The sequence below is a fragment of the Paraburkholderia sp. NMBU_R16 genome (assembly GCF_013282575.1).
Classification (GTDB): Bacteria; Pseudomonadota; Gammaproteobacteria; order Burkholderiales; family Burkholderiaceae; genus Trinickia.
The window spans coordinates 47,336-74,244 of sequence record NZ_JAAAYE010000002.1 but is presented as its reverse complement, the minus strand read 5'-3'; the positions used below and the strand labels follow the sequence as shown (position 1 = coordinate 74,244).

The following is a 26,909-nucleotide window of genomic DNA, read 5'->3' as shown; positions in this document are numbered from 1 at the left end:
CACTCCTTTACTTGACGACCGGCATGCCGGCCTGCTGCCAGGCGTTCAAACCGCCTTGCAACACATGGACTTCGGCGTAGCCGGCCTCGCGCACGACGCGCAAGGCCTTGTTCGACTGCAAACCGTTCTGGCAGACGAGCAACACCGGATTGCCCTTATTCTTGGCGATCTGGCCAATTTTTGCTTGAAGGTCCGCGAACTCGAGATGGCGGGCGGACGGCAGATGGCCGCCCGCGTAGTCGGCGGCTGGACGCAGATCGACGATCACGGCGTTGCGCCGATTGATCAGCTGCGTCGCCTCGGCCGCGGACAAGCCGCCGCGGCCACGACCCGAAAGCGCCGGCCAAAGCAGCAGGCCGCCCGAGACGACAAGCGCCGCGATGAGCACGAGGTTCGTGTAATCGGTTAGAAACGTCACGAAATATCCGCCAAAAAGGGAAGAAAAGGAAACGGGCAATCCGACCATTATAAAATATCCGCTTGACGCGATGGCGGGTGCTCCTCGGACGGTGCACCGGCCTCGCATCGGGCGCTTCCTCACTACCGACCTCTTACGCTCATGCACAAGCTCGTCCTCATCCGCCACGGCGAATCGACGTGGAACAAGGAAAACCGATTCACCGGCTGGGTCGACGTCGACCTGACCGAACAAGGCATTCGCGAAGCCAACGAGGCGGGCCGGCTGCTCCGGGAAGCCGGCTACCGGTTCGACATCGCCTACACCTCGGTGCTCAAGCGTGCGATCCGTACGCTCTGGCACGTGCAGGATCAGATGGATCTCATGTACCTGCCCGTCGTCCACTCGTGGCGCCTGAACGAGCGTCACTACGGCGCGCTGGCCGGCCTGAACAAGGCGGAAACGGCCGCTCAGTACGGAGACGATCAGGTGCTGATCTGGCGTCGCAGCTACGACACGCCGCCGCCCGCGCTCGAGCCGACCGACCCGCGCGCCTCGTACGACGATCCGCGCTATGCCAAGGTGCCGCGCGAAGCGCTGCCGCTCACGGAGTGCCTGAAAGACACCGTCGCGCGCGTGCTGCCGGTCTGGAACGAATCGATCGCCCCAGCCATCAAGGCGGGCAAAAGGGTGCTGATCGCGGCGCACGGCAACTCGCTGCGCGCGCTCATCAAGTATCTCGACGGTATTTCGGACTCCGACATCGTCGGCCTGAACATCCCGAACGGGGTGCCGCTCGTGTACGAGCTCGACGATGACCTCAAGCCGATACGCCATTACTATCTCGGCGACGCCGACGCCATCGCCAAGGCGCAAGCCGCCGTTGCCAAACAAGGCAAGGCAGGCTGAGCACCATCGATTACCCGGGGGCGGCACGGTAAACGCGGCACGGCACAGGCAGGGCCGGGAGCGTTTGTTGCCCCCGGCTGTCGAACACCGAGACATGAGTACCGCCGCACCGGGCTGATCCAGCAGTTATACTTGACCGTCCTTCGCCACCGGCGCTTACACCCGTTTTCCGAACGCAACCGACTCTATGCGCACGAAACTCAAGAATATCGGCCTGATCGCAGCGGGCCTCGCCGCCGGCGTGTTCGCAACCCTGCAATTTTCTGCCGCGGCGCAGCAGGCCACCTCTACACCGCTGCCGCTCGAGCAGTTGCGCCTTTTCGCGGAAGTGTTCGGCCAGATCAAGCATGACTATGTCGTGCCGGTCGATGACAAGAAACTCCTGACCGAAGCCATCAAGGGCATGGTCTCGAGCCTCGATCCTCACTCCTCGTATCTCGACAAGACCGATTACCAGGAACTGCAGGAGCAGACGAAGGGGCGCTTCGCCGGCCTCGGTATCGAGATTTCGCAGGAAGACGGGCTCATCAAGGTGATCTCGCCGATCGAGGATACGCCCGCGTTTCGCGCCGGCATCCGTCCCGGCGATCTGATCACCCGCATCAACGACAAACCCGTGCGCGGCATGACGCTCGACCAGGCCGTCAAGCAAATGCGCGGCGAACCGGGCACGAAGGTCACGCTGACGCTGTTTCGCAAGAGCGAGGACCGCACCTTCCCCGTCACCGTCACGCGCGCGATCATCCGCGTACAGAGCGTGAAGGCGAAGGTCGTCGCCCCGGGCTATGCCTACGTGCGCATCACGAGCTTCCAGGAACGCACGGTGCCCGATCTCGCGACCAAGCTCGGCGACATCGCGCGCGAGCAGCCGAATCTGAAAGGCCTGATCCTCGATCTGCGCAATAACGGCGGCGGCCTGCTGCAAAGCGCGGTGGGCGTGGCCGGGGCGTTCATGCCGCCCGATTCGGTCGTCGTTTCGACGAACGGACAGATTGCCGATTCGAAGCAGGTCTATCACGATACCTACGCGAACTACCGGCTGCCGTCGTTCGACTCCGATCCGCTCAGGAATCTGCCCGGCATCTTCAAGACGGTGCCGATGATCGTGTTGACGAACGCCTATTCGGCATCCGCGTCGGAGATCGTGGCCGGCGCGCTGCAAGATGCGCATCGCGCCATGATCGTGGGCAAGACGACGTTCGGCAAAGGCTCCGTGCAGACCGTGCGTCCGCTGACCTCGGATACCGCGCTGCGTCTCACGACGGCGTACTACTACACCCCGAGCGGCCGCTCGATCCAGAACAAAGGCATTCGCCCAGACATCCCGGTCGATCAATATGCGGACGGCGATCCTGACGACGCCTTCGTCACACGCGAAGTCGACTACACGAACCACCTTGCCAATACGCAGGATCCGAACGAGAAGAAGGAACACGAGCAGCGCGAAAACGACCGGCTGCAACAGTTGCAGCAGCTCGAGCAGGAAAACGACAAGAAGACGCCCGAGCAGCGCGCCAAGGATCGCGAGCGCAAGCCCGTCGAGTTCGGCTCGGCTGACGATTTCATGCTGCAGCAGGCGCTGAACAAGCTGCAGGGCAAGCCCGTGCAGGAGTCGAAGTCGATCGCCGAGCGCAACCTCGCTCAGCGCAAGGTCCCCACGTCGGCCTCCGCACCGGTCGCGGTCAAACCCGGCGCGCCCGCACCGGCCTCGGCTCCGGCCAAGTAGTCCCCGTTGCTGCGCGTGCCGTGAACGACGATCAACTGCTTCGATACTCGCGGCATATCCTCGTCGACGAACTGGGTATCGAGGCGCAGCAGCGGTTTCTCGATGCGCACGCGATCGTGGTCGGCGCCGGCGGCCTCGGCTCGCCGGCCGCTATTTATCTCGCGGCAGCGGGCGTCGGCAGGCTGACGCTCGTCGATGCCGATACCGTCGATCTGACGAATCTGCAACGGCAAATCCTGCACGTCACCGCGTCGGTCGGCCGAAAAAAGGTCGAGTCGGGCCGCGAAGCAATCGCACGGCTGAACCCCGATGTCATCGTGAATGCGGTGGACGAGCGTATCGACGACGCTTGGCTCGACGCTCACGTGCCGGGCGCAAGCGTGGTGCTCGATTGCACGGACAACTTCGCGACGCGCCATGCGATCAACCGCGCCTGCGTCAAGCACGGCATACCGCTCGTGTCGGGCGCCGCGTTGCGCTTCGACGGCCAGATCAGCACGTTCGATTTTCGCGATGCACACTCCCCGTGCTACGCCTGCATCTTTCCCGAGGACCAGCCGTTCGAAGAAGTTGCATGCGCAACGATGGGGGTGTTCGCACCCACCGTCGGCATTGTCGGTGCGATGCAGGCAGCGGAAGCGCTGCGTGTCGTGGCGGGTATCGGCGAAACGCTCGTTGGGCGTCTCATGATGCTCGATTCGCTGCGCATGGAATGGACGACGATGAACATCGCACGGCAGCCCGATTGCCCCGTGTGCAAAGACCGCGGGCGCCTGTCGAGCGCGCCGGGCGACGGTACTCGCCACGCGGACTAGCCGATACGGCTTCGCGCGCGTTCCACGACCTTTGCAGGCGTCATACCTGAGCGACGCATTTGAGCGCTGCTTGCACTTCCTCGGGCTCGAAAGCGGCCAGTACCTCCGCCACCGGTTTTTCGAGCGCCCGCAAATCGGCGCGCAAAATCTCCTGCTTGACCACGAGCAGCTGGCTCGGGTGCATCGAAAACTCGGTCAACCCCATGCCGAGCAACAGCCGTGTCAGCTGCGGGTCGCCCGCCATCTCGCCGCACACCGATACCGGCACACCCGCGCGCTTCGCCTCGCGCAGCGTGAACGCGATCAGATGCAGCACAGCCGGGTGCAACGGGTCGTACAAATGCGCGACGGCATTGTCGGCCCGATCGATCGCGAGCGTGTATTGAATCAGGTCGTTCGTGCCGATCGAAAGAAAGTCGACGCGCTTCAGGAAGAGCGGCAAGGCGATTGCGGCAGCCGGAATCTCGATCATCGCCCCGACCTGCACGCCCGGATCGTATGCGAGGCCCGCATCGTCGAGCTGCCGCTTCGCTTCGCGTATGAGATCGAGCGTCTGATCGATCTCCTGGGCGTGGGCGAGCATCGGCACGAGAATCTTGACCTTCCCGAACGCTGAGGCGCGCAGAATCGCGCGCAACTGCGTCAGAAACATCTGCGGCTCGGACAGGCTCCAGCGGATCGCCCGCAGTCCGAGCGCTGGGTTGGGCGCCGCCTCGTGGCCCTCGCCTCCTCCAAACGTTTCGAGCGGCTTGTCGGAGCCGACATCGATCGTACGGATCGTCACCGGCAGGCCGCACATGAGATCGACCGCCCGGCGGTAAGCCTCGAACTGCTCCTCCTCCTCGGGCAGATGGTCCTTGCTCATGAAGAGAAACTCGGTCCGGAAAAGACCGATGCCGACCGCGCCCGCCTCCACGGCCGTGCGCGCGTCCTCGGGCAATTCGATGTTCGCGCACAGCGAAATCTTTGTGCCGCAAAGCGTCTGCGTCGGCGAAAACTTCAGGCGCTGAAGCTTCTTTTGCTCGAGCGCTTTTTCGCTCTGGCGGTAGGTATACTCCTCGAGAACGATCGGCGCGGGATCGACGATGACGATGCCATGGTCGCCGTCGACGATGATCAGATCGTCCTGCCGGATCAGCGCACTCGCGTGCTGTACGCCGACGGCCGCCGGAATACCGAGGCTGCGCGCGACGATCGCGGTGTGCGACGTGCGCCCGCCGAGATCGGTGACGAAGCCTTGGAATGTTTGCGTCTTGAACTGCAGCATGTCGGCAGGCGAGATGTCATGCGCAACGACGATCATCTCGTCGGTCGCGTCCCCGTTCGCGCCATCGACGAGCGCCACCGCCGACGGTGCGCCCGCGAGCGCCTTCAAGATTCGCTCGACCACCTGCTGAATGTCCGCCTTGCGCTCGCGCAGATACTCGTCCTCGATATCGTCGAAATGACGCACGAGGCGCTCGAGCTGCTCGGTCAGCGCCCATTCGACGTTGTAGCGGCGCGTGCGGACGAGGTCCATCGTCTCCTGAACGAGCATCGCGTCGTTGAGGATCATCGTATGGACGTTGATGAAGGCCCCGACCTCGCTCGGGGCGTCGGCAGCGAGATCGCCGCTCAAGCGCTCCAGCTCGCGTTGCACGGCCTTGAGTGCCGCGCGGAAGCGCTCGAGTTCGCCTTCGATCTGAGGTGGCTCGACTAGATAGTGGTCGACGTCGAGCGCCGCCGGTGCAATGAGATAAGCGCGCCCGATCGCGATGCCGCGTGACACTGGGATTCCATGCAGCGAGAACGACACGCGCACCTCCTCGAATTATGTAATGCTGCGGGAGCCATACCGCTGCTATGGGCGTGTAACCCTAACGTGGAATTATAAATTCGATTGTCGTGCCTGACTGCTTGCGCTGCAGCATGTACAGACTTTTCCGCGTGCTCGGCGACGCGCGAAGTTCCGCCCGCGCCTGAGGATAGCGCTGAAGACAGCATCGTTGCTCTGCATTGGGCCCCAGTAAGCGCTGAAGCGCTAACTGTGGCCGTAAAAAAAAAACCGCGGGCTGCCGCGGCTTGTCGCTAACGCGCCGGCGCCGCGTTACTGGCCTTCACCGAACTTGTCGGCGATCAGCCTCAATAGCGCCTGCATCGCCTCGGCTTCGTCCGGCCCCTCCGTTTCAATCGTCACCGTGCTGCCGATACCCGCCGCGAGCATCATCACGCCCATGATGCTCTTTGCATTGATGCGCCGTCCGTTGCGGCTCATCCAGATTTCCGACTGAAAGTTGCCCGCGAGCTGAGTCAGTTTGGCCGACGCACGTGCGTGCAGCCCCAGTTTGTTGACGATCGTCGTTTCGTTTTGAAGCATCTACGGTTCCCTGCAGCCGAGTAGGCGTTGGCAAGAGTCGGTGAAATCGAAATAAAGCGCATCAGGCGCCGCTGCCGCGCGTACCGGTGCGCGGCGCTGCTTGCATGGCCGCGGCTGGCAACGGCTCGGCGGCACTCAGCGGCGCACCGGTCGTCGGCAGACAGGGCGACGGCGCGCAGGCCCCGCCCGGCGACGTCTGGGCTCCGATTGCATGTACCCCCTTCGCCGCACCGGTCAATGCTTTGTCGGCAAGCGTGTCGAGCGGCGTGGTGCGGTAACAGACAGCCCGCACGAGCATCGGCAGATTGACACCGGCCAGCACACGCACATCGGCGAGGCTCGCAAGCCTGCTGGCAATATTGGCGGGCGTCGCGCCGTACATGTCGGTCAGCACGAGCACTCCGTTGTCCTCGCGCAGGCGCTCGACTTCGGATTGCGCAAACGCGCTCACCTGTACCGGATCGCAATCCGGCGAAACGTCGATCACACCGATGCGCGCCGGAATCCCGCCATAAATATGCGCGATGCACTCTCTTAGCGCCGTGGCAAACGGCGCATGTGCGATGATCAAAATGCCTGCCATGTCAGCCCTGCAACGAAAAACGACGACCTGCGCACAACCGGTGCAGGCCTACCCGGAAACGCAGGTGCGCCCAGGCTTGTTTTGCAATACAGCAATTGTAGCAGTCCATTTTCGCGCGAAACGCAACGTCATGCCGCCGCGGCCCGCTCCAGCGCATCGACGAACATGCCGGCCACATCGAAGCCGGTCTGATCCATGATCTCGCGAAAGCAGGTTGGGCTCGTGACGTTGACCTCGGTGAGCCAGTCCCCGATCACGTCGAGCCCGACGAGCAGGAGTCCGCGCGAAGCGAGCACCGGCGCCAGCGTTTCGGCTATTTCCCTATCTCGCGCCGATAACGGCTGCGCCACGCCGACGCCGCCCGCCGCAAGGTTGCCGCGCACCTCGTTGCCCTGCGGTATTCGCGCCAGCGAAAAAGGCACGACTTGGCCGCCGATCAGCAGGATGCGCTTGTCGCCGGCCGATATCTCGGGAATGAACTTTTGAGCCATGACCGACCTCGCCCCGTCGTGGCTCAACATTTCGATGATCGAGCCGAGATTCATGCCGTCGCTCTTGACGCGGAATACGCCCATGCCGCCCATGCCGTCGAGCGGCTTCAAGATGACGTCGCCGTACTCGGCATGAAAGGCGCGCAACCGCGCTGCGTCGCGCGTCACGAGGGACGGCGCGACGAACTGCGGGAATTCGCCGATGGCAAGCTTCTCGGAGTGATCGCGAATCGTCTGCGGCTTGTTGAAGACGTGCGCCCCGGCGCGTTCCGCGAGTTCGAGCAGCCAGGTCGATGTCACATATTCCATATCGAACGGCGGGTCCTTGCGCATCAGCACTGCGCCGAACGACGTCATCGAGCGGTGCTCGTTGGGCCCGTTCTCGTGCCATACGTGACGATGCAAATCGGCCGTGTCGCCGACGATCGTGACGCGATGCACCGTCGCTTCGACGTTGCCCCCCGTCCACGCAAGGTGCTTCGGCTCGCACGCGAAGATCGCATGGCCGCGGCGTGCGGCCTCGGCCATCATCGCGTAGGTCGTGTCCTTGTAGATCTTGAAGCGTGAGAGCGGATCGGCGATGAAGAGGATATCCATGAAGCTCCTGCGCCCCCTTGCGGGGTTGTCGTTTGTTCAGAGGGGCCGCTCGCGGCCTGGGCGATGCGCGCGACGGCGCGCGCAGCTCAGACCTGGATGGCCTCGGGATCGGTCTTTTCGAGTTCGACGGACGCGGCGAGCAGGCCGAGCCGTGCCACGACGCCGTACATATAGAAGCGGTTCGGCGGTGCCGCGCCAGGCTTCGCGTGCGCATCCGGCAGCGCCGTGTGCTCGAAGCCGAGCGGCACGAAATGCATGCCGGGGGCGTTGAGGTTCTGATCGCGCTCGCGCGAGCCGTGCACGCGGTAAAAACCGCCGACGACGTACCGGTCGATCATGTAGACGACCGGTTCGGCCACTTCTTCGCCGATGCGCTCGAACGTATACACGCCTTCCTGCACGATCACATCGTGCATGGGCAGACCGCCTTTCGTCGCGGCCATGCGCGTGCGCTCGCCCTTCGAAAGGTGGGCGAGTTCGGATGCGTCATGCACGGTCATCACCCCGCGCCCGCCCGTGCCCGCATCGGACTTGATGACGACATACGGCTTTTCGCCGATACCGTACTCACGATATTTGCGCGCGATCTTCTTGATGACGGCGTCGATCGCGTCGCTCAGCGCTTCTTCGCCGGTGTGTGCCTCGAAATCGACGTCTTCGACATGCGCGAAATAGGGGTTGACCATCCACGGGTCGATCTCGACGAGCTTGGCGAACTTCTTGGCGACGTCGTCATAGCAGGAAAAATGCGTCGACTTGCGGCGCACGGCCCAGCCCGCGTGCAGTGGCGGCAGCACGTACTGCTCGTGCAGATTCTCGAGCACCGGCGGCAATCCCGACGAGAGATCGTTGTTGAGCAGGATCGAGCAGGGATCGAAATTCTTCAGACCAAGTCTGCGCGGCGTGCGCTCGAGCGGTTCGAGGACGATTTTCTGGCCGTCTTTGAGGGAAATCGTCACCGGGCCCGCGATGTTTTCGTCGAGCGTGCCGAAGCGTACGTTGAGGCCCGCTTGACGCATGATCGTCGCGAGGCGCGCCACGTTCTCGAGGTAAAACGCGTTGCGGGTCTCGTGCTCGGGAATCACGAGCAGGTTCTTTGCATCGGGGCAGATCTTCTCGATGGCCGCCATTGCCGCCTGGACGGCGAGCGGCAGCACTTCGTTCGGAAGATTGTTGAATGCGCCCGGAAAGAGGTTCGTATCGACGGGCGCGAGCTTGAAACCCGCATTGCGCAGATCAACCGAACAATAGAACGGCGGCGTATGCTCCTGCCATTCGAGCCGGAACCAGCGCTCGATCGCCGGCGTGGCATCGAGGATCTTCCGCTCGAGATCGAGCAGCGGACCGTTTAACGCCGTAACTAGATGCGGAACCATGGAGCACTCGCAGACAGGGGAAAAAAGATTGTAGAGCAATTGCCCTGCCGATTTGGGGGCAGTTTTACCCTCCGCAAGCCCTGCCGGCCACCATATTTTCTATTGACCTGATTGGCGAAAGGGTCGTTCCATTCTCCTTACACGCGAAAAACGAAAAAAAGCCCGCCTGAAAAGGCGGGCTGAATCGCTGTTGCTTGGTCGTTCGAAAGGCGGGCGCCTTATTCGACGTGCTCGCCGTGCAGGACGACGTCGAGACCTTCGCGCTCTTCCTCCTCGGCAACACGCAGGCCGATGACCATGTCGATGACCTTGAGCAGCACGAAGCTGACGACACCGCTATAGACCACCGTCGTGAGCACGCCTTTCGCCTGCAGAATCAGGCTGCCGTCCATGCCGCCGATGTCCTTGACCGCGAAGACGCCGGTCAGCAGCGCGCCGAGAATGCCGCCCACGCCGTGCACGCCGAAGCAATCGAGCGAGTCGTCGTAGCCGAGCTTCATCTTGAGCCAAGTGGCCGACCAGAAGCAGACGACACCGGCCGCGATGCCGATCGCGAGCGCACCGCCCACGCCGACGAAACCGGATGCCGGCGTGATCGCAACGAGGCCAGCAACGGCGCCCGATGCGATGCCGAGCGCCGACGGCTTGCCCTTGGCGATCCATTCGACGAACATCCACGCGAGCGCGGCGCAGGCAGTGGCGATCTGCGTCGTCAGCATCGCGAAGCCGGCACGGCCGTCAGCCGCCACGGCAGAACCCGCGTTGAAGCCGAACCAGCCCACCCACAGCATGGCGGCGCCCATCAGCGTGAGTACGAGGTTGTGCGGCGCCATCGCCTCACGACCGTAGCCGACGCGCTTGCCCAGCACGATGGCGCAAACGAGCCCGGCAACACCGGCGTTGATGTGCACGACCGTGCCGCCCGCGAAATCGAGGATGCCCGCGGCGGAGAGCCAGCCCGACGGTTCCCAGACCATATGGGCGATCGGGGAGTAGACGATCAGCGACCACAGCGCCATGAACACGAGCATCGCCGAGAACTTCATGCGGTCGGCGAATGCGCCGGTGATGAGCGCCGGCGTGATGATCGCGAACGTCATCTGGTAGACGAAATAGACCGATTCGGGGATCGTCGGCGCGAGATGGCTCACGGTCAACGTGGTCGCCTTATCGCCCTTGATGAACGCCATCCCAGCGAGCATCGTGCGCGACAGACCGCCGATGAACGCGTTACCCGGCGTGAAGGCGAGCGTGTAGCCGATCACCGTCCACAGCACCGTCACGAGACACGTGATCGCGAAGCTTTGCATGACCGTGGCGAGCACGTTCTTCTTGCGAACCATGCCGCCGTAAAAGAGCGCGAGTCCCGGAATCGTCATGAACAGCACGAGCGCCGTCGAGGTCAGCATCCAGGCCGTATCGCCGGAACTGATCTTCGAGGAGTCGACGGAGAACGGCGCGGTCGGCGCGGCCGGTGCGGCCTCGGAGGCCGCGGCCGGGGCTGCAGCCGATGCCGGGGCTGCGGACGCGGGAGCCGCGGCGCTCGCATCGGCAGCTGGCGCGGACGCCGCAGCGGCGGGTGCTGAAGCGGCGGCGGCGCCCGACGCGTCGTCCGCAAGGGCGGCGCCGATACCGCCCGCCAGCAGCGAGGCGGCCATCGCCAGGGACATCAGAAATTTGCGCATCTTTCGGTTTCCTCTTATCGCTAACTTTTTGACTTACAGGGCGTCGGCGCCCGTTTCGCCGGTACGGATCCGGATGACCTGCTCGATCGGCGTCACGAAGATCTTGCCGTCGCCGATCTTGCCGGTGCGCGCGGCACGCTCGATGGCTTCGATGGCCTGGTCGACGATGTCGTCCGATACGGCGGCCTCGATCTTCACCTTCGGCAGAAAGTCGACGACGTATTCCGCGCCGCGATAGAGCTCGGTATGGCCCTTCTGGCGCCCGAACCCTTTCACTTCGGTGACCGTGATGCCCGAGACGCCGATCGCCGACAACGCTTCGCGCGCCTCATCGAGCTTGAACGGCTTGATGATTGCGGTAATGAGCTTCATGAAAATCCTCTTTTTCGTTGCGAGAACCCGTTTTCGTGCGGCCGCCGTGGCATGCCGGCCATATCGGCCCAGCCGCCGCGAAATGGGGCGCCGGCCGATGCGGGTCCCAGTAGAGCAACTTATGTGCCATAACCTCCCTACGCAAATGGCCGGGACGAGAAGCGGACAGAACGTCTGAAAGCAGGCCGAACGGCCAGCGTCGGCTGGCCGCGCTGGCGCGGGCCGTCGATCGTTGCTAGAGTGTTCGCACGGTCGACGCAAGAGCGACGCACCATCGCCGCTCATGACTGTCTGAATCGGCGCATCGCGCGCACCGTTTCGGGTCATCGGTGCGTTATAGACGTTACTTTTCGAATGGGCTGCACTTTTTTTGTGCGTCCGAGGGGAACCATCATGAAGCAACCGAACGATATCTTTCAGGACTTCCAGGCGCGCATGAGCGACCTGCTCAAGCACTCGCCGGCGAAAGACGTCGAGCGCAACGTGAAGGCCATGCTCTCTCAGGGTTTCTCCAAGCTCGATCTCGTCACGCGGGAAGAGTTCGATACACAAGCGCAGGTATTGCTGCGCACGCGCACGCGCCTCGAGGAACTCGAGCGGCGGGTGGCAGAGCTCGAGCAAAAGCTCGCCGCCTCGCAGGAATCCTGAGTCACCCTCCCTCTTTTCGCCCGGCCCGCGCGTAACACGCTGCCGCGGCGTATCGCTCCTTGCCGTATCCGCAGGCGGCGCACGAGCCGCCTGCTTCATTCCCCGGAGAATCCATGTCGCTTGCCGTGGTGCGTTCGCGCGCGCCGGCTGCCGGCCGCGCGCCTGAAGTGACGGTCGAAGTGCATCTTGCCAATGGCTTGCCGTCGTTTTCCATCGTCGGTTTGCCCGATCTCGAAGTGCGCGAAAGCCGCGAGCGCGTGCGCGCTGCGCTGCAGAATTGCGGCTACGAGTTTCCGGTCCGCCGGATTACCGTCAATCTCGCACCGGCCGATCTTCCGAAAGAATCGGGGCGCTTCGATCTTCCGATCGCGCTCGGCATCCTGGCGGCGAGCGGACAAATTCCCGCTGCGGCGCTCGGCCCGCGCGAGTTTGCCGGCGAGCTTTCATTGACGGGAGCTTTGCGACCGATGCGCGGTGCGTTCGCGATGGCTTGCGGGACGGCGCGGCGTCAGCGGCACGATGGCGCCAGTCATTCGAGCAGGGACACGCGCAGCGAGCGGGCGGTCATCGACGGTGGCGTGCAAGATGCCGCCGCGGCCGAGCTGGGTCCGGGCCTGGGTCTTGGCCTGCCGGAACTCTATCTGCCGCTCGCGAGCGCGCGCGAGGCGGCGCTCGTGCCGGGAGTGCATGTGTACGGGGCGCCAGATCTGCCCTCGCTGTGCGCGCATCTCGCTGGAGCCGAAGACGGAACGTTGCGGCCTATCGAGGCGCGCTCGCTCGAGGCCCACGATGCACCGCCCGTACCCGACATGGCCGACGTGATCGGGCAGCCCGGTGCGCGCCGGGCGCTCGAGGTCGCAGCCGCCGGAGGACATCACATGCTGATGGTCGGTCCGCCCGGGGCCGGCAAGTCGATGCTCGCGGCCAGGCTGCCCGGCTTGCTGCCGCCCATGTCCGACGAGGAAGCCCTCGCATCGGCCGCGCTGCTCTCGGCGAGCATGCTCGGTTTTTCCCCCTCGCAATGGCGCCGCCGTCCATTTCGCGCGCCGCACCATTCGTCGAGCGCCGCCGCACTGGTCGGCGGGCGCAATCCGCCTCAACCCGGGGAAATCACACTCGCCCATCTGGGGGTGCTGTTTCTCGACGAACTGCCCGAATTCGATCGCCACGTACTCGAGACGCTGCGCGAGCCGCTCGAGGCGGGCCGCATCACTGTCTCGCGCGCGGCTCAGCAAGCCGATTTCCCCGCGGCCTGCCAACTCGTCGCGGCCATGAATCCCTGTCCCTGCGGGTGGCGGGGCGACCCGGCGGGTCGCTGCCGGTGCACGCCCGATGCGGCCACGCGCTATATGCGCAAGCTGTCGGGGCCGCTCGTCGATCGCATCGATATTCAGATCGAGTTGCCCGCGTTGAGCGCAGCCGAGCTGTCGGCCCGAGCAGGAGCCTCGGGCGAGCCGACCGCCGCGATCGCTCGGCGCGTCGTCGCGGCCCGGGATCGCCAGCGCGCGCGGCAGGGCAAGACCAACCGCGAACTCGCAGGACGCGAAGTCGACGATGTGTGCCGCCCGGACGCCGGTGGCGAGCTCCTGCTGAGAGAAGCGAGCGAACGCTTCGGCTGGTCGGCGCGGGCCTACTACCGGGTCTTGAAGGTCGCACGAACCATCGCCGATCTCGCGGGCGACGCCATGCCCAACAGCGCGCATGTGGCCGAAGCGATCCAATATCGGCGCCTCGCGGCGCTGTCATGAGTGCTGCAGCGCGTGCCGGCGTTCATGCCTCCATGTTTTGGCAGTGCTTGACTTATACACATATTTGGATTTGCGATTGATCATCGCTGTTTTGAAGGCGTCACCCGAGAAAATTCGCTCACGTCATTGATTTTTATGGAATCTTGTGCGGACGCAGTGGACGAATAGGTTGACTACAAGTCAGCCGCGCAAGCGTTTGCGCCCCTGTTACACCGGTTTTCAACAAAGTTATCCACAACCTGGAGGGAATAGTCCCAAAACCCGCGCGAAGCGCTGCTCTCGGCCAGATCGATCATCGTGAGAACACCTTGAACGACTGAAAAAACTGGTCGGTTTGCTCTTTCGGAGGCGCGTCGTCAGCAATCACGGCAGCTTGATAGACGTGCGTGCCGCGGGCTACGAGCCAAGCGTGGATGGTCTTGCTCCTGCCCGTCGCCCCCACGGGGCCGTTGACTTCCAGTTCGAGTGCGGGAACATGGCCGCCATCGGCCAGCGGGACGTCGATAGCGTGCGCGTCCGGTTTTGCGCCGACATTGCGGGCCAACGCGTCGCGCATCGAGTCGAGCACCGCGCGCTGCAGCTTCGGGTCATCGCTTGGCATCGCAACGGTGCCGACAGAGAACATGGCGTTCTGAGCACGGGCGGCGCGGACGTGCATACGCATGGCGGTGCCCGCGATATCGATCGGTCTTTCGTCGATCAGCGGTTTGGCCGGCAAATCGATTGCGTAGCCGTTCGTGTCGTCGGTGACGGTGCGCCAATCGTAGGGCGGCGAGCAGGCGGCCAAGACGAAGGCGGCAAGCAGGAAGAGCAGCGCGGCAGGACGGGAGGTCATTCGAAGCATAAACAAGCGGTATCCGCCTTGAACTCCTTGAAGTGGCAGCAATTTACCAGAAGCCGATGGATAGAAGTCCAGAGCACCCGCCAGCGTGCCCTGCGCGGCACGCGCCCGCAGGCAAATGGCGTTAAAATTGCGGCGCCGTTACCGCGCTTCGCGCTTTCGAGGTTTCATCCATGAGCCAGACCCCCGCTCCCGCCCGCCGCAGCCCACTGCGTTATGTCGTGCTGGCGCTCGCCGCGGCTGCCATTGCCGTCGCCGGCTATTTGACGTTCGGCACCTCGCAACGCGTGCCCGACGCAACGTTTACGCTGCTGTCGGGGCAGAAGGTCTCCACGGCCGATCTCAAGGGCAAGGTGTACCTCGTCAATTTCTGGGCAACGAGCTGCGCCACCTGCGTCAAGGAAATGCCTCAGATGGTCGAGACCTATAATCGTTTCAAGGGCCGCGGGCTCGAGTTCGTCGCCGTCGCGATGAACTACGATGCACCGATGTACGTCGCGAATTACGCACAAACGCGCCAATTGCCGTTCAAAGTCGCGATGGATGACGGTAGTGCGGCCAAGCAGTTCGGTAACGTCCAACTGACACCCACCACTTTCGTGGTCGACAAGAACGGCACGATTCTGAAGCGCTACGTGGGCGAGCCGCAATTCGCGGAGCTCGACAAGTTGCTGCAGAACGCTCTGGGAGCTTGACCGGGCAGCGCGACCGCCCCGCTGCGCAAACGCCGTAGGCGAGCGAAGGTCGCGCCCCCCACGGGAACGCACCATTCGCTCAGCCCGTTTCTTTTCCGGCCTCGCCGCGTTCGGCGAGGCCGTATCGTTTGATCTTCTCGTAAAGCGTCGCCTTGCCGATCTGCAGTCGATCGGCTGCGGCCGCCACGGAGCCGCCCGCCGCTTCGAGCGCATCGGCAATCGCTGCGCGCTCGAATTGCTCGACACGCTCTTTGAGCGCAGCCGCGGGCACGTTAGCGCCCTCCTCGCTCGAATCGAACGCGCCTTGTCCGTCAGCGATGCCGAGCACGAAACGCTCAGCGGCGTTGCGCAACTCCCGCACATTGCCGGGCCAATCCCGTTCGATCAGGCGCGACCGCTGGCGCTCGGAGAGGACGGGCGCCGCACACTGGTAGCGGACGGCCGCATCGAGCAGAAAATGCTCGAAAAGCGGCAGGATGTCTTCGCGGCGCTCGCCCAGCGGCGGCAGTGTGATTGTCACGACATTGAGCCGATAAAGCAGATCGCGCCGGAATGTGCCGGCCGCGACGTGCTCGGCCATGTCCCCCTTCGCCGCAGCCACGATGCGGCAATCGACGCGAATAGGCTGGTTCGAGCCGAGCCGCTCGAGCACGCCCTCTTGCAGCACGCGCAGCAGTTTGACCTGCAGCGAGAGCGGCATGCTTTCGATTTCGTCGAGAAAAAGCGTGCCGCCCGAGGCGTACTCGAGCTTCCCGATGCGGCGTTTTGCCGCACCGGTGAAGGCGCCCGGCTCGTATCCGAACATCTCCGATTCGAACATCGGCTCCGGCAGCGCACCGCAATTGACCGCAACGAAAGATTTGGCGCGGCGGGGCGACAGCTCGTGCAGGCAGCGCGCGATGAGTTCCTTGCCGGCGCCTGTGTCGCCGTTGACGAGCACCGCGGCATCCGTTGGCGCAACCTTTGCAATGAGGCGCCGCACCTGTTCGATCGCGGCACTTCGTCCGATGATGCGCGGCACGAGCGCGTCGCGCTGACTGAGTTCGCGTCGCAGTGCGTCGTTTTCGAGCATCAGACGCCGTCGCTCCAAAGCGCGGCGCACCGTTTCGATGAGGCGCTCGGAAGCGAACGGCTTTTCGACGAAGTCATAGGCACCGTCGCGCATCGCTTGCACAGCCATCGAGATGTCGCCGTGACCCGTGACGAGAATAACGGGCACGTCCGGCACGTGCTCACGGCAGCGTTCGAGCAGTTGCAGCCCACTCGCGCCGGGTAGCCGGATGTCACTCACGATGACCCCTGGGCCAGCGCCCGCTGCCTGAGCCCGGGCGAGAGCCTCCTGAGCCGCTTCGACGGAGGGGTATCCCATGACATCGAAGCCGGCAAGCTGCAAGCTCTGCACGCTCGCCCGGCGCACGAGTTCGTCGTCTTCGATGAAGATCACTTGAAGGCTGTCGCTCATCGCTGGTGTCGCTGTCATGCCGGATATCGTAAAAACCGAAGGAGAAAACGCCGCACGCTCAGTGGAGCGGTGGATCAGCGCGCCGACGCGTCGCTCTGCGCATTCGATGCAAGGGCGCGGCGCAACATCAGGACGAAGGCCGCTCCGCCTTCCGGCATATTGCGCGCGCTCAGCGTTCCTCCGCAATCCCTGGCGATCGAGGACGCGATTGCCAGGCCGAGACCGAGCCCTTGTCCCATGCCCTTCGTTGTGAAGAACGGTTCGAACAGTCTCGGTAGCACATCGGCGGGAATGCCCGGACCATTGTCGCGCACCGTCAGCGAAAGGCTCGCGAATGACGCGCCGATCTCGATGCCGATGCGCGGCGCGTCGACACCGCTGACCGCATCGAGCGCATTTCCGATCAAATTGATCAGCGCCTGCTCCAACCGCAGATCGTCGCAGTAGGCAACGAGCTCAGGATGCTCCGCGGCGAGGTCGAGCGGCTCGCTGCACCCGCCGGGCATCGTCTCGGAATCGTGGAGCGTGACATCGAGTTCGACACCCTGCAACCGCTTTTGCAGCACGTTCAGCGAGTTGCAAACAGCACGCACGACAGGCGCGCGCGCAGTGCGCGGTTGTGCCCTGCCGACGAAGAGCTTGAGCTGGTTCGTGATCTTGCCCATGCGCTCGGTCAGCGCTGCGATCGCTTCGAGATTTTCGCGCGCGGCACTCTGCTCGCCGCGCTCGAGCAGCACGCGCGTGTTGTCGGAAAAGGCTCGCAGCGCCGCCAACGGCTGGTTGAGCTCGTGGGTGATGCCCGCTGCCATCTGGCCCAGGGCCGCCAGCTTGCTCGTCTGGACGAGCTCGTCGTGGGCCGCGCGCAGCTCGCGCTCCGCGCGGGTCCGCTCGCCGACCTCCGTCTGCAATCGCGCGTTGGCCGCGGAAAGATCTGCAGTGCGCTCGGCTACGCGCTCGTTCAGTTCCGCATAGGCGGCTTGCAGCATCGCACGGCCTCGGATCATTTCGGCGAGCCGGGCGCGTCGCGTTCGCCAGTAAAACGCGAGCAAACAGATCGACGCGAAGCCGAAGCCAACCGCTGCCGTTGCGTTGCGCGCATCGGCTCGCACCGGGTCGATCGAAGAAAGTGTAATCAGTTGCCACGCCGGCGAGCCAAGCCACCGCCGGGTCGCAAGAAAGTGCGGGCCGAAGCGCGCGTCGCCGACGCGCACGATCTGCGCATTGGCATCGATCGTACGAACCGTGGCCATCGGCAGCTCGGCGATCGTCTGTTGGGCATATTGGCGTGTGCGCTCGATCGCCGCGGTGACCGACGCGGGCAGCGGCGCCACGGCGCGGTACTTCCAGGCCGGCACGGAGGACAAGAAGATAACGCCATGATTGTCGGCAACGAGCAACGGCTCACCCGCATCCGAGCCGGGAAACCATTCGAGGTTGAGCTTGACGACGGCGGCGCCGATGATGCGGCCGTCGCGATAGACCGGCTGGGAGATGAAATAACCGGGCTCGTGCGAGACGGTGCCGATACCGAAGAAGCGGCCCACCTGGCCCTTCATGGCATCGATGAAATACGGCCTGAACAGGTAGTTGGAGCCGGCGAACGTATCCGCGAGATTCCAGTTGCTGGCCGCGAGACAGAGCCCGTCGGCCCGCACGATGTAAGTCACCGTCGCATGCGCATGCCGGTTGGCATCTTCGAGATAGTGGTTGGCACGCGCGATGGCGTCAGCCGTCGGGTGTTCCAGTGCTTCTTGGACGAGCGGGTGACTCGCGAGGAGGTAGGAAAGCGATTCGTAGCGATCGAGCGTGCTGCTCAATGCATTCGCCGTGCGGTCGGCTCGCACGGCGGCTTGTTGCTGGATGTCGTCGACACCGCGCAGCCAGGTGATGCGCCACGTAACGACGCATGCCGCGATGAGCACGGCGGCGAGCGCGAAAACGACGACAGCACGACGTTTCACAGCAGCGGATTCCGGGCGAGGATAAAGGGCCATTGTGGCACAGCGCGCGAAATCCGCCGGCGCCGGCCGGAGCGCCGGCGCATCGAGGTTCAAGCTTTGACCGCCTCGCCTACTTCGACGTCGCCGCCGCTCAGGGCGCGCTTGAGCTTCGCGCGGTCGAGCTCCTTTTCCCATGCCGATACGACGACCGTGGCTACGCCGTTGCCGACGATGTTCGTCAGCGCGCGGCATTCGCTCATGAAGCGATCGATACCGAGAATCAGGACCATGCCCGCGACAGGGATCGTGGGCACGACGGCAAGCGTTGCGGCGAGCGTAATGAAGCCGGCGCCCGTGACGCCGCTGGCCCCCTTCGAGGTCAGCATGGCAACCGCGATCAGGGTGAGCTGCTGAGCCAGCGTGAGGTCCGTGTTCGTGGCTTGTGCGATGAAGAGCACGGCCATCGTCATATAGATGTTCGTTCCATCGAGGTTGAACGAATAGCCCGTGGGCACGACAAGTCCAACGACCGAGCGCGAGCAACCGAGCTTTTCGAGCTTTTCCATCAGCTGCGGCAGCGCGGCTTCGGACGAACTCGTGCCGAGCACGATCAGCATTTCTTCCTTGATGTAGGCGATGAACCGGATGATGTTGAAGCCCACGAGGCGAGCGATCGTCCCGAGCACGACGAGCACGAATACGATAGCCGTCAGATAGAACGTGCCGATCAGCTTCATGAGCGGCAGCAACGAACCGAGGCCGTACTTGCCGATGGTGAAGGCCATGGCGCCGAAGGCGCCGATCGGCGCGAGCTTGGTCACGATGCGCACGATGCCGAACAGGACGTGCGACAAGCTTTCGATGAAGTTCGTGACGGGCTTGCCGCGCTCGCCGATCGTGGCGAGCACCGTGCCGAAGAGCAGCGCGATCAGCAGGATCTGCAGGATGTCACCGTGCGCGAATGCGTCGGTGAACGTCTTCGGAATGATGTGCAGGAAGAAGTCGACGGCGCTGTCGCCATGCGCCGCCTTCTCGGCGTACGTGGCGACGGCCTTGCCGTCGAGCGTTGCGATATCCACATTGAAGCCGGCGCCGGGCTTGAGCACATGAGTGGCGATCAGGCCCAGTACGAGCGCGAACGTCGAAACGACTTCGAAGTACAGGAGCGCCTTGCCGCCGACGCGGCCGACCTTCTTCATGTCCTCCATGCCCGCGATGCCGGTCACGACCGTACAAAAGATGATCGGCCCGATCACCATCTTCACGAGGCTGATGAATGCGTCGCCGAGCGGCTTCATGTCGATCGCGAGCTTGCTCGCGAAATGACCGAGCACGATGCCCGCGACGATCGCAGCGATCACCTGGACATATAGGATTCGATAGAAGGGTTTCTTGAGCGGGGGCATCGGCTGTCTCCTTGCTTGAATTAATGGGTAGGGCCCAGGGGCCGCGGGCCATCTATCTGCAAGGTCAATGCCAACGCTAACCTCTATCTAAATATCTGATTTATATAGAGAATTTTCCGGACGCGCTTCCTTCGATTCCGGAGTTCCGGAATCACGGAAGGAGGCCGTCTGGATAGCTGGACGGCTCCGTCCGTCCCTCAATGCCGAAAAATTCAACCGGAGGTCGGCTCGCCCAGTTCTTTCTTTCTAATGGGGACGAGCCCGACGCGCAGGCCGAAGAGCTTCGCGATGCTATTGAGCGATTCGACGGTCGGATTCCCGGTCCCGCGCTCGATGTCCTGGATCACCCTGCGGCTCACGCCGCGGTGTGCGGCAAATTCCGCCTGCGTCAGGCCCGTCATCTCGCGCATTGCTTTCATGGCCTCGGGAAGCGTCATGTCGCCCCGGCCGATCCTTTCATAGAAGGCACGGCGCAGCGCGTTCTGATCGTCAGGAGTCAGTCGGGTCCGGCGCCGCATGATGGGCCTCTGGCGATTGAAGGGCTTTCAGTTGTCGGACCTGGGTATCGATGGACGTCATCAGGAATTCGATGATGTCGTGATCGACGCCCTGTGCCTCCATGATGTCGGGCAAGCGCTCGGTTTGCGCGGCAAACCGGACCAGCGCATCGGCAAGCGTGCGGCGCTCGCCATCGGTAACCGGCAGTGCGGCGAGCACATCGGCCCACTCCGTGAGTTCGACCCGCGTATCCGGTCGATACCATCTCAACGTCCGCGGGACCACTTGTGGATCGAGATACATCGGCGCGAAATCGAAAAGCGGAGTGAGCCGGATTTCACCATCGAGCACCTGCACGGCCGTATTGCGCGCGTGATTGTCGGTATTGCGCATCGCCAGATTGAGCACGTCGCGCTTGATGAATTCGAGCGTTTCCTTCGCCGGATCGGTCACGACCTTGCGGATTCCGGCTACGACGTCGAATAGGCTCGGACGTAGGTCGAAGCCGGCCAGTCCCAAGATGGATGCCACGCTTTCCTGATGGAGTCGAACGACTTTCCCGTCGTGCGCAATGCGGTCGAAGCGTGGGATCAACAGCACGTCGCCATGAAGGGCCGGCAATCGCGCGTGCGTGCGGATGCCGACCGCTGCCGCCACTCGCATGTAGGCCGCCTCGTTGCGCAAGACCTTTTCATCGGCTGGGCTGTTGCCCCGCGGCAGTTTGACGATGAAATGCTCGGTGGCCTCGGCATCGGGGAGAACTGCATCGCCGTGCAGCAAGCCCGCTCGATCCCGGGTAAACAGGTATTTCGGCGCCGCGCCCTGGACACCGGTGGTCCCGGTGCCGAGCATTCCAAGCAGGAACATCCTTTCCTTGAAGTCGTCGCTGCGCACCACGACGTCGTCGATAGTAAGCCCAGGCAGGCCACGCGCGGCGGGATGCCGCGCCACGTGCGCCTCGAAGTAGTCGACTGCTTCGGCGACGCGAATCCGGCCCACTGGGTTGAAGGCGCCCGCGCAAATCAGCGGAAAATCCGCATCGGAACCGTCGGGCAGTTTCAATTCGCCCAACAGGAAGCGGCGCCCCCCCCCCTGCGGGACAAGATCGTAGAGGAAGGCCGGCAGAGCGCGATCCCCCCGGATATCCATATCCACGGGCTCGGCCAGCGAGAGCGGCGTATCCGGATGCTCGACGGCATACATGACCGGATAATTCCAACGGCAAATACCGGCTTGGAATCCGATTTCCGCGCAAACGACCCAGCGATCATCCAGGAATATCTGGAGGGTGCAATCCATGAGGCAACTCCGTATGCCTCATAAATGTAGCACAATGCAGCTAGAATCGCTCATATGCTCCTTAAACGAAGCACTTTATATTTCCGCCACGACACCGGCGCCGTGCGCCTGAAGATCAGCGTGGTAGCTCGAGCGCACCATCGCGCCGACCGCGGCATGCGTGAAGCCCATCGTGTAAGCCTCGGCCTCGTACATCTTGAAAACGTCCGGGTGAACGTACGCGCGCACCGGCAGGTGATGCTCCGACGGCTGCAGATACTGGCCGATCGTCAGCATGTCGACATCGTGCGCACGGAGGTCGCGCATGACCTGAAGGATCTCTTCCTCCGTCTCGCCGAGCCCGACCATCAGGCCGGATTTGGTCGCGACTTCCGGATGCAGCGCCTTGAAGTCCTTCAGCAGCTTCAACGAATGCGCGTAGTCGGAGCCCGGTCGCGCTTCCTTGTAAAGCCGCGGTACGGTTTCGAGATTGTGATTCATGACATCGGGCGGCGCGCTCGTCAGAATCGAGAGCGCACGGTCGAGCCGGCCGCGAAAGTCCGGCGTGAGGATTTCGATGCGCGTTTGCGGCGACAGTTCGCGAACCTTCTGGATACATTCGACGAAGTGCGCCGCGCCGCCGTCCCGAAGATCGTCGCGATCGACGCTCGTAATGACCACGTACTTGAGCTTGAGCGCCGCGATCGTTCGCGCCAGATTGAGGGGCTCTTCGGTATCGAGCGGGTCCGGGCGGCCATGGCCCACGTCGCAAAACGGGCAGCGCCGCGTGCATTTGTCGCCCATGATCATGAACGTGGCCGTACCCTTGCCGAAGCATTCCCCGATGTTCGGGCAGCTCGCTTCCTCGCAGACGGTATGCAGGTTGTGCTCGCGCAGGATCTGCTTGATCTCGCTGAAGCGCGAGCTACCCGTCGCCGCCTTCACGCGTATCCACTCCGGCTTCTTCAGCTTTTCGATCGGCACGATCTTGATCGGAATCCGTGCCGTCTTGGCTTGGGCCTTTTGCTTCGCGCTCGCGTCATAAGCGGCGGTGGCGGGCTCGCGGACGTCGGCGGCGCCTGTCATGGCGGCGTCGCCCGGTTGGGCATGAAGGTCTGTCATTCGGTAGATCCAGTCGATGAGCGATGCGCGAGAGCGGTGTCGAAGTTGGCGGCAAGGCGCGCGGCCAGCGTGCCGGCCACATCGCGCCAGCTGGCGGTGACGCCGAAAGTGGCCATATCCACCGTTTCGAGCCCCGCGTAGCCGCACGGATTGATCGCGAGAAACGGGCGCAGATCCATGTTCACGTTGAGGCTGACACCGTGATAGCTGCATCCGTTGCGAATCTTCAGGCCGAGCGCCGCGATCTTCGCGCCGGCGTGGGTCCCCGCACGGGGCCCGGGCGCCACATAGATGCCGGGGGCACCGGCACGGCGCTCGCCGGCGAGATTATACGCCGCGAGCGTCTCGATCACGGCCTCCTCGATCACCGTGACCAGTTGACGCACGAGAATGCCGCGCCGTCTCAGATTCAGCAGCAAATAGGCGACGACCTGACCGGGCCCGTGGTAAGTGATCTGCCCCCCGCGGTCGACTTTGACCAGCGCAATGGCAGGGTCCGCCGCCAGCAAATGCGCCGGATTGCCGGCTTGGCCCAGCGTGAAAACAGGAGGATGTTCGACCAGCCAGAGTTCATCGCCCGTTGCGTCGGTACGCGATTCGGTGAACTCGCGCATCGCGGCAAAGCTGGCCTCGTAAGGTTCGAGCCCACGCCAGCGGACGGTCAGACCGACGTCAACCGTGGCCCTCGGGCTGTGCGGAACGCATTCCGGAGAGACGGCGGTTTCGGGGGTCGACGCGGAGCACATGATTCGCGCAGTTTACCGGAATCGGCCCGACGCCGCCGGGCAGACCCGGCGCCAAGGTAACCTGGGCGGCCGCGAGACGCCGCCGCCGCGCGCCGCGCCTGGACATCAGACGGCGTGCCACCCACCGCGCCAGCGCTCGGCGAGCCGCTCCGTGAGTGCCCCGAGCCAGTCCCCGACGAGCGCACGCCTCGTCAGCGGCGCGACGAATCGTGCCTGCGCCTTCTCGCTGCCTTCGACGCTGAGCCACAAGCGCTCACCGCGGCGCAGATGCAGCGCAGTGCCGGGTTGGAGCCAATAATCCTCGACGTCGTTGCTACGCGTCACCCAGAGCGGCGCTCCCTCGGCTGTCAGCCGGGTGCTGTCGCCGATCAACATGGAAGCCGTTTCGCCAGGTTCGATTTCGAACGTGATGCTTGAGGATATTTTTCTCATGATCGTTTTCCAAAAAGGGGCCTTCGATGACTAGAATCCTAGGCGTGGCGGACCTCAGCGTAAAACGATCAATTCTCACCGGTATGTGAAATAAATTCACAATGGACCTGCGACACCTCCCCCCGCTCAATGCGCTGCGCGTCTTCGAGGCCGCGGCGCGGCACGAGAGTTTTTCGCGCGCCGCCAACGAATTGTTCGTCACACATGGCGCCGTCAGCCACCAGATTCGTGCATTGGAAGAGCAGCTCGGCACCCTCCTGTTCGCTCGCGACGGCAGACGCGTCCGGCTCACCGAGACCGGCGCCCGCTATGCCAAGGCCGTACGCGCCGCGCTGATGGCGCTTGCCGATGCGACCTACGACGTACGCTCGTCCGACCGCGAGCGGCGCCTCATCGTCTCGTCGGCTTCGTCGTTCTCCGCCCGGTGGATCACCCCGCGCATCGGCAGCTTCATCGAACGCAATCCACAAATCGACGTCGAGCTGCTGTCGACCAATGCGCTCACCGATTTCACGCGCGACGATGTCGATCTCGCCATCCGCTACGGCAGCGGACGCTACCCGGATCTGTATGTCGAGCCACTGCTGGATGAAGTGTTCTTTCCCGTGTGCGCGCCGTCCTACAACGGTGGCGCGCTGCCGAAGACGCCGGCCGATCTGGTGGACGCGCGGCTTTTGCGGTCGGATGACGAGCTTTGGCGCCCTTGGTTCGATGTGGCGGGGCTCGCCAATATCAGCGAGCCGCGGCGGGGCGTGCTCTATCAGGATTCGTCGAATTTGCTGCAGGCGGCCATCGATGGCCAGGGCATTGGACTCGTGCGCCGGTCGATCGCCACGCACGAACTTGCGGCAGGACGGCTCGTACGCCTTTTCGACATCGATGCGCCGAGCACCGACAGCTATTACTTCGTATGCCCGCCGCCTCTCATCGCAACCGCGCGGGTGCAGGCCTTCCACACATGGATATTCGAGGAGGTGGAGCGCTTCCGGGAGCTATATGTGAAGGCCTGTAGGGGTGCGGCTGGCCCGGAGGCGGCGGGCAGCGCGCTGACTCAGAGCACGACCGACACCATAGGATGCCCGGTGAGCGCGCGATAGATATCGTCGAGCTGCTCGCGGCTCGTGGCGCGCACGGTCACCGTCAAGCCGATGTAGTTGCCGCCGCTCGACGCCCGCATTTCGATGCGGGACGCCTCGAAGGTCGGATCGAAATCGCGCACGACGGTCACGATCGTTTCCGCGAAATCGGGGTGGGACTTCCCCATCACCTTGATCGGAAAGTCGCATGGAAACTCGAACAACGATTCATTGACCGGGCTCATTTCGATTGGCTCCACGTCACTTCTTACTGAACATCAGCATCAACGAGTCCCAGATACGCCCACCGATACCGGCAGCCGGCACGGGCTGAAGCGCGACGATGGGGAACTGGGTGAGCGTCTTGCCATCTCCGACGATCTGGACCGTTCCGAGCGGCTGCCCCTCGGCGATCGGCGCGATGAGCGGCGCATTCAGCGCCACCTGCTGCTTGACCTTGTCGCCCATGCCGCGTGGCACGGTGATGTACTGGTCGCTCTTCACGCCGACGGGCACGCTGTTGGCCGCGCCCTTGTAGACGCGCGGCGTCTGTACCACCTGATTCGCCTTCACGAGCCGGACCACGTCGTAAGCGCTATAGCCGTAGTTCAGCATCTTCATGCTGTCCTGTACGCGCTCGTGCTCTTTTTGCTCGCCCATCATGACGCTGACGAGACGGCGCGATGCATCGGGCACACCGGGCAACGGGCGCTTCGCCGACGCGATCAGGCAGTAGCCGGCCGCCTGCGTGTGACCCGTCTTCAGACCGTCGACGGTCGGATCGAGCCACAGCAGACGATTGCGGTTCGGCTGCTTGATCTTGTTATAGGTGAATTCCTTGACCGCGAAGATCGAGTAGTACTCGGGATAGTCCCGAATCAGATGCGCGGAAAGCGTCGCCAGATCGGCCGCTGTCGTGTAGTGCTGCGGGTCGGGCATGCCGTTGACATCGGCATAGTGCGTGCCGGTCATGCCGAGCTTCTTCGCCTCGGCATTCATCATCTCGACGAAATGCCCTTCGGTCCCGCCGACGAGTTCCGCCAACGCGATCGCGGCATCGTTGCCCGACTGCACGATCATTCCGTAGACGAGATCGTGCACGGTCACCGGTTTTTCGGCTTCGATGAACATGCGCGATTCGTCGTTGCGCACGCGCCGCACCGCGAGGCTCGGCGTCACGACCTGATCCATCGAAATCTTCTTCGTGTGCAGGGCCTCGAAGACGAGATAAGCCGTCATCAGCTTCGTGAGCGAAGCCGGCTCGACGCGTTCGTTCGCGTTGCCCGAGGCAAGAACCTGGTTGCTCGTGGCATCGATGAGCACCCACGAACGCGCCGTCACGGCCGGCGGCGGCACTTGCGCCGCGGCGCCCGGCGCATAGCATGCAGCCGCCAATGCGGCGGCGGATGCCAGCGTGGCAGGCAGCGTGCGGACGATCGAAGGGCAAACGAAAGACGAGGCAATGGACGGCATGCCGAAGAAGGAAGAGCGCATAGGATTCAGTTCGTGCGAGAGAAGTCAGCGTGGCGGCCGCGCCGCCCGGTGCAAAGCGAGCGTTGGACAGGCGGTGGCGCGTTCGGTTCGGCGCTCGAGCGCCGGATCGTCGAGCGGTGGAACGCCCGTCGCGCGGCGACGCTCGTGCAAAAAAATTGCGCCCATTATACGCGGCGCAATCGCGTCGATTTGCATTTTCCGCGTACCTGTGGCCCC

At 63.7% G+C, this 26,909-nt stretch carries 25 protein-coding genes and 1 pseudogene; 7 read left to right on the top strand and 19 right to left on the bottom strand.

Annotated features, from left to right (window positions below; genetic code table 11):
- Window positions 1-7: 7 nt before the first annotated feature.
- Complete coding sequence (locus GWC77_RS01240) at window positions 8-418, bottom strand: rhodanese-like domain-containing protein (protein ID WP_173255036.1); 411 nt, start codon at window positions 416-418, stop codon at window positions 8-10.
- Between the two features lie 141 nt (window positions 419-559).
- On the opposite strand from GWC77_RS01240, the gene gpmA reads away from it, so the two are divergent.
- The 3 genes from gpmA to GWC77_RS01225 all read left to right on the top strand — a co-directional run bounded on the left by gpmA (window position 560) and on the right by GWC77_RS01225 (window position 3,847).
- Window positions 560-1,306 (top strand): 2,3-diphosphoglycerate-dependent phosphoglycerate mutase, encoded by a 747-nt coding sequence (gene gpmA / locus GWC77_RS01235; RefSeq protein WP_173255035.1) that lies wholly within the window; start codon window positions 560-562, stop codon window positions 1,304-1,306.
- Between the two features lie 187 nt (window positions 1,307-1,493).
- Window positions 1,494-3,032, top strand: coding sequence for a S41 family peptidase (locus tag GWC77_RS01230; RefSeq protein ID WP_173255034.1), 1,539 nt, complete (start codon window positions 1,494-1,496; stop codon window positions 3,030-3,032).
- Window positions 3,033-3,052: 20 nt separating this feature from the next.
- Window positions 3,053-3,847 (top strand): HesA/MoeB/ThiF family protein, encoded by a 795-nt coding sequence (locus tag GWC77_RS01225; protein ID WP_173255033.1) that lies wholly within the window; start codon window positions 3,053-3,055, stop codon window positions 3,845-3,847.
- Between the two features lie 40 nt (window positions 3,848-3,887).
- Here the strand turns inward: GWC77_RS01225 and ptsP are convergent, their stop codons facing one another.
- The 7 genes from ptsP to GWC77_RS01190 form a co-directional block, all read right to left on the bottom strand.
- Window positions 3,888-5,642, bottom strand: a complete 1,755-nt coding sequence (ptsP, locus tag GWC77_RS01220; protein ID WP_173255032.1) for a phosphoenolpyruvate--protein phosphotransferase — start codon at window positions 5,640-5,642, stop codon at window positions 3,888-3,890.
- A gap of 291 nt (window positions 5,643-5,933) precedes the next feature.
- Window positions 5,934-6,203, bottom strand: a complete 270-nt coding sequence (locus GWC77_RS01215) for an HPr family phosphocarrier protein (protein ID WP_173255031.1) — start codon at window positions 6,201-6,203, stop codon at window positions 5,934-5,936.
- 61 nt (window positions 6,204-6,264) lie between these two features.
- Window positions 6,265-6,786 carry a PTS sugar transporter subunit IIA gene (locus GWC77_RS01210; protein ID WP_173255030.1) on the bottom strand — a complete coding sequence of 174 codons (522 nt, stop codon included), beginning with the start codon at window positions 6,784-6,786 and terminating at the stop codon, window positions 6,265-6,267.
- Window positions 6,787-6,914: 128 nt separating this feature from the next.
- The gene (gene gshB / locus GWC77_RS01205; RefSeq protein WP_173255029.1) at window positions 6,915-7,874 is read right to left on the bottom strand and encodes a glutathione synthase; all 960 of its coding nucleotides are present in this window, start codon (window positions 7,872-7,874) and stop codon (window positions 6,915-6,917) included.
- A gap of 86 nt (window positions 7,875-7,960) precedes the next feature.
- A complete protein-coding gene (gene gshA, locus GWC77_RS01200; protein ID WP_173255028.1) occupies window positions 7,961-9,250 on the bottom strand; it encodes a glutamate--cysteine ligase in 1,290 nt (429 codons plus the stop codon).
- A gap of 218 nt (window positions 9,251-9,468) precedes the next feature.
- Window positions 9,469-10,935 (bottom strand): ammonium transporter, encoded by a 1,467-nt coding sequence (locus GWC77_RS01195; RefSeq protein WP_173255027.1) that lies wholly within the window; start codon window positions 10,933-10,935, stop codon window positions 9,469-9,471.
- Window positions 10,936-10,968: 33 nt separating this feature from the next.
- A complete protein-coding gene (locus GWC77_RS01190; RefSeq protein WP_020566534.1) occupies window positions 10,969-11,307 on the bottom strand; it encodes a P-II family nitrogen regulator in 339 nt (112 codons plus the stop codon).
- A 393-nt stretch (window positions 11,308-11,700) separates the two neighbouring features.
- On the opposite strand from GWC77_RS01190, the gene GWC77_RS01185 reads away from it, so the two are divergent.
- Both GWC77_RS01185 and GWC77_RS01180 read left to right on the top strand, forming a co-directional pair.
- Window positions 11,701-11,955, top strand: coding sequence for an accessory factor UbiK family protein (locus GWC77_RS01185; protein WP_173255026.1), 255 nt, complete (start codon window positions 11,701-11,703; stop codon window positions 11,953-11,955).
- Window positions 11,956-12,068: 113 nt separating this feature from the next.
- Window positions 12,069-13,703 (top strand): YifB family Mg chelatase-like AAA ATPase, encoded by a 1,635-nt coding sequence (locus tag GWC77_RS01180; protein ID WP_173255025.1) that lies wholly within the window; start codon window positions 12,069-12,071, stop codon window positions 13,701-13,703.
- A 292-nt stretch (window positions 13,704-13,995) separates the two neighbouring features.
- Here the strand turns inward: GWC77_RS01180 and GWC77_RS01175 are convergent, their stop codons facing one another.
- Window positions 13,996-14,538, bottom strand: coding sequence for a hypothetical protein (locus GWC77_RS01175; protein ID WP_173255024.1), 543 nt, complete (start codon window positions 14,536-14,538; stop codon window positions 13,996-13,998).
- 179 nt (window positions 14,539-14,717) lie between these two features.
- Between GWC77_RS01175 and GWC77_RS01170 the strand changes: the two genes are divergently transcribed.
- Window positions 14,718-15,239, top strand: a complete 522-nt coding sequence (locus GWC77_RS01170; RefSeq protein ID WP_173255023.1) for a TlpA disulfide reductase family protein — start codon at window positions 14,718-14,720, stop codon at window positions 15,237-15,239.
- Window positions 15,240-15,318: 79 nt separating this feature from the next.
- Here GWC77_RS01170 and GWC77_RS01165 read toward each other — a convergent pair whose 3' ends face one another.
- The 8 genes and pseudogenes from GWC77_RS01165 to GWC77_RS01130 all read right to left on the bottom strand — a co-directional run bounded on the left by GWC77_RS01165 (window position 15,319) and on the right by GWC77_RS01130 (window position 24,123).
- Window positions 15,319-16,701 carry a sigma-54 dependent transcriptional regulator gene (locus GWC77_RS01165; protein WP_173255148.1) on the bottom strand — a complete coding sequence of 461 codons (1,383 nt, stop codon included), beginning with the start codon at window positions 16,699-16,701 and terminating at the stop codon, window positions 15,319-15,321.
- 74 nt (window positions 16,702-16,775) lie between these two features.
- A pseudogene (locus GWC77_RS01160) lies at window positions 16,776-18,680 on the bottom strand (ATP-binding protein); the annotation flags it as partial.
- A gap of 71 nt (window positions 18,681-18,751) precedes the next feature.
- On the bottom strand, window positions 18,752-20,047 hold the full coding sequence (locus GWC77_RS01155) for a dicarboxylate/amino acid:cation symporter (RefSeq protein WP_173255021.1): 1,296 nt from the start codon (window positions 20,045-20,047) through the stop codon (window positions 18,752-18,754).
- A 212-nt stretch (window positions 20,048-20,259) separates the two neighbouring features.
- Entirely contained in the window at window positions 20,260-20,484 is a 225-nt protein-coding gene (locus GWC77_RS01150) for a helix-turn-helix domain-containing protein (RefSeq protein WP_254366714.1), read from the bottom strand.
- A gap of 52 nt (window positions 20,485-20,536) precedes the next feature.
- Window positions 20,537-21,844, bottom strand: coding sequence for a type II toxin-antitoxin system HipA family toxin (locus tag GWC77_RS01145; RefSeq protein ID WP_254366712.1), 1,308 nt, complete (start codon window positions 21,842-21,844; stop codon window positions 20,537-20,539).
- Window positions 21,845-21,919: 75 nt separating this feature from the next.
- Complete coding sequence (gene lipA, locus GWC77_RS01140) at window positions 21,920-22,909, bottom strand: lipoyl synthase (RefSeq protein WP_173255146.1); 990 nt, start codon at window positions 22,907-22,909, stop codon at window positions 21,920-21,922.
- Window positions 22,910-22,941: 32 nt separating this feature from the next.
- Complete coding sequence (lipB, locus tag GWC77_RS01135) at window positions 22,942-23,691, bottom strand: lipoyl(octanoyl) transferase LipB (RefSeq protein WP_173255019.1); 750 nt, start codon at window positions 23,689-23,691, stop codon at window positions 22,942-22,944.
- 105 nt (window positions 23,692-23,796) lie between these two features.
- Window positions 23,797-24,123: a DUF2917 domain-containing protein gene (locus tag GWC77_RS01130; RefSeq protein ID WP_173255018.1), complete on the bottom strand. Its 327-nt coding sequence runs from the start codon at window positions 24,121-24,123 to the stop codon at window positions 23,797-23,799.
- Window positions 24,124-24,224: 101 nt separating this feature from the next.
- Between GWC77_RS01130 and GWC77_RS01125 the strand changes: the two genes are divergently transcribed.
- Window positions 24,225-25,220: a transcriptional regulator GcvA gene (locus tag GWC77_RS01125; protein WP_173255017.1), complete on the top strand. Its 996-nt coding sequence runs from the start codon at window positions 24,225-24,227 to the stop codon at window positions 25,218-25,220.
- Here the strand turns inward: GWC77_RS01125 and GWC77_RS01120 are convergent.
- Both GWC77_RS01120 and GWC77_RS01115 read right to left on the bottom strand, forming a co-directional pair.
- Window positions 25,175-25,444: a DUF493 family protein gene (locus tag GWC77_RS01120; protein WP_173255016.1), complete on the bottom strand. Its 270-nt coding sequence runs from the start codon at window positions 25,442-25,444 to the stop codon at window positions 25,175-25,177. The two genes, GWC77_RS01125 and GWC77_RS01120, sit on opposite strands and share 46 nt — an antisense overlap.
- A 16-nt stretch (window positions 25,445-25,460) precedes the next feature.
- Entirely contained in the window at window positions 25,461-26,693 is a 1,233-nt protein-coding gene (locus tag GWC77_RS01115) for a D-alanyl-D-alanine carboxypeptidase family protein (RefSeq protein ID WP_173255015.1), read from the bottom strand.
- Window positions 26,694-26,909 lie beyond the last annotated feature (216 nt).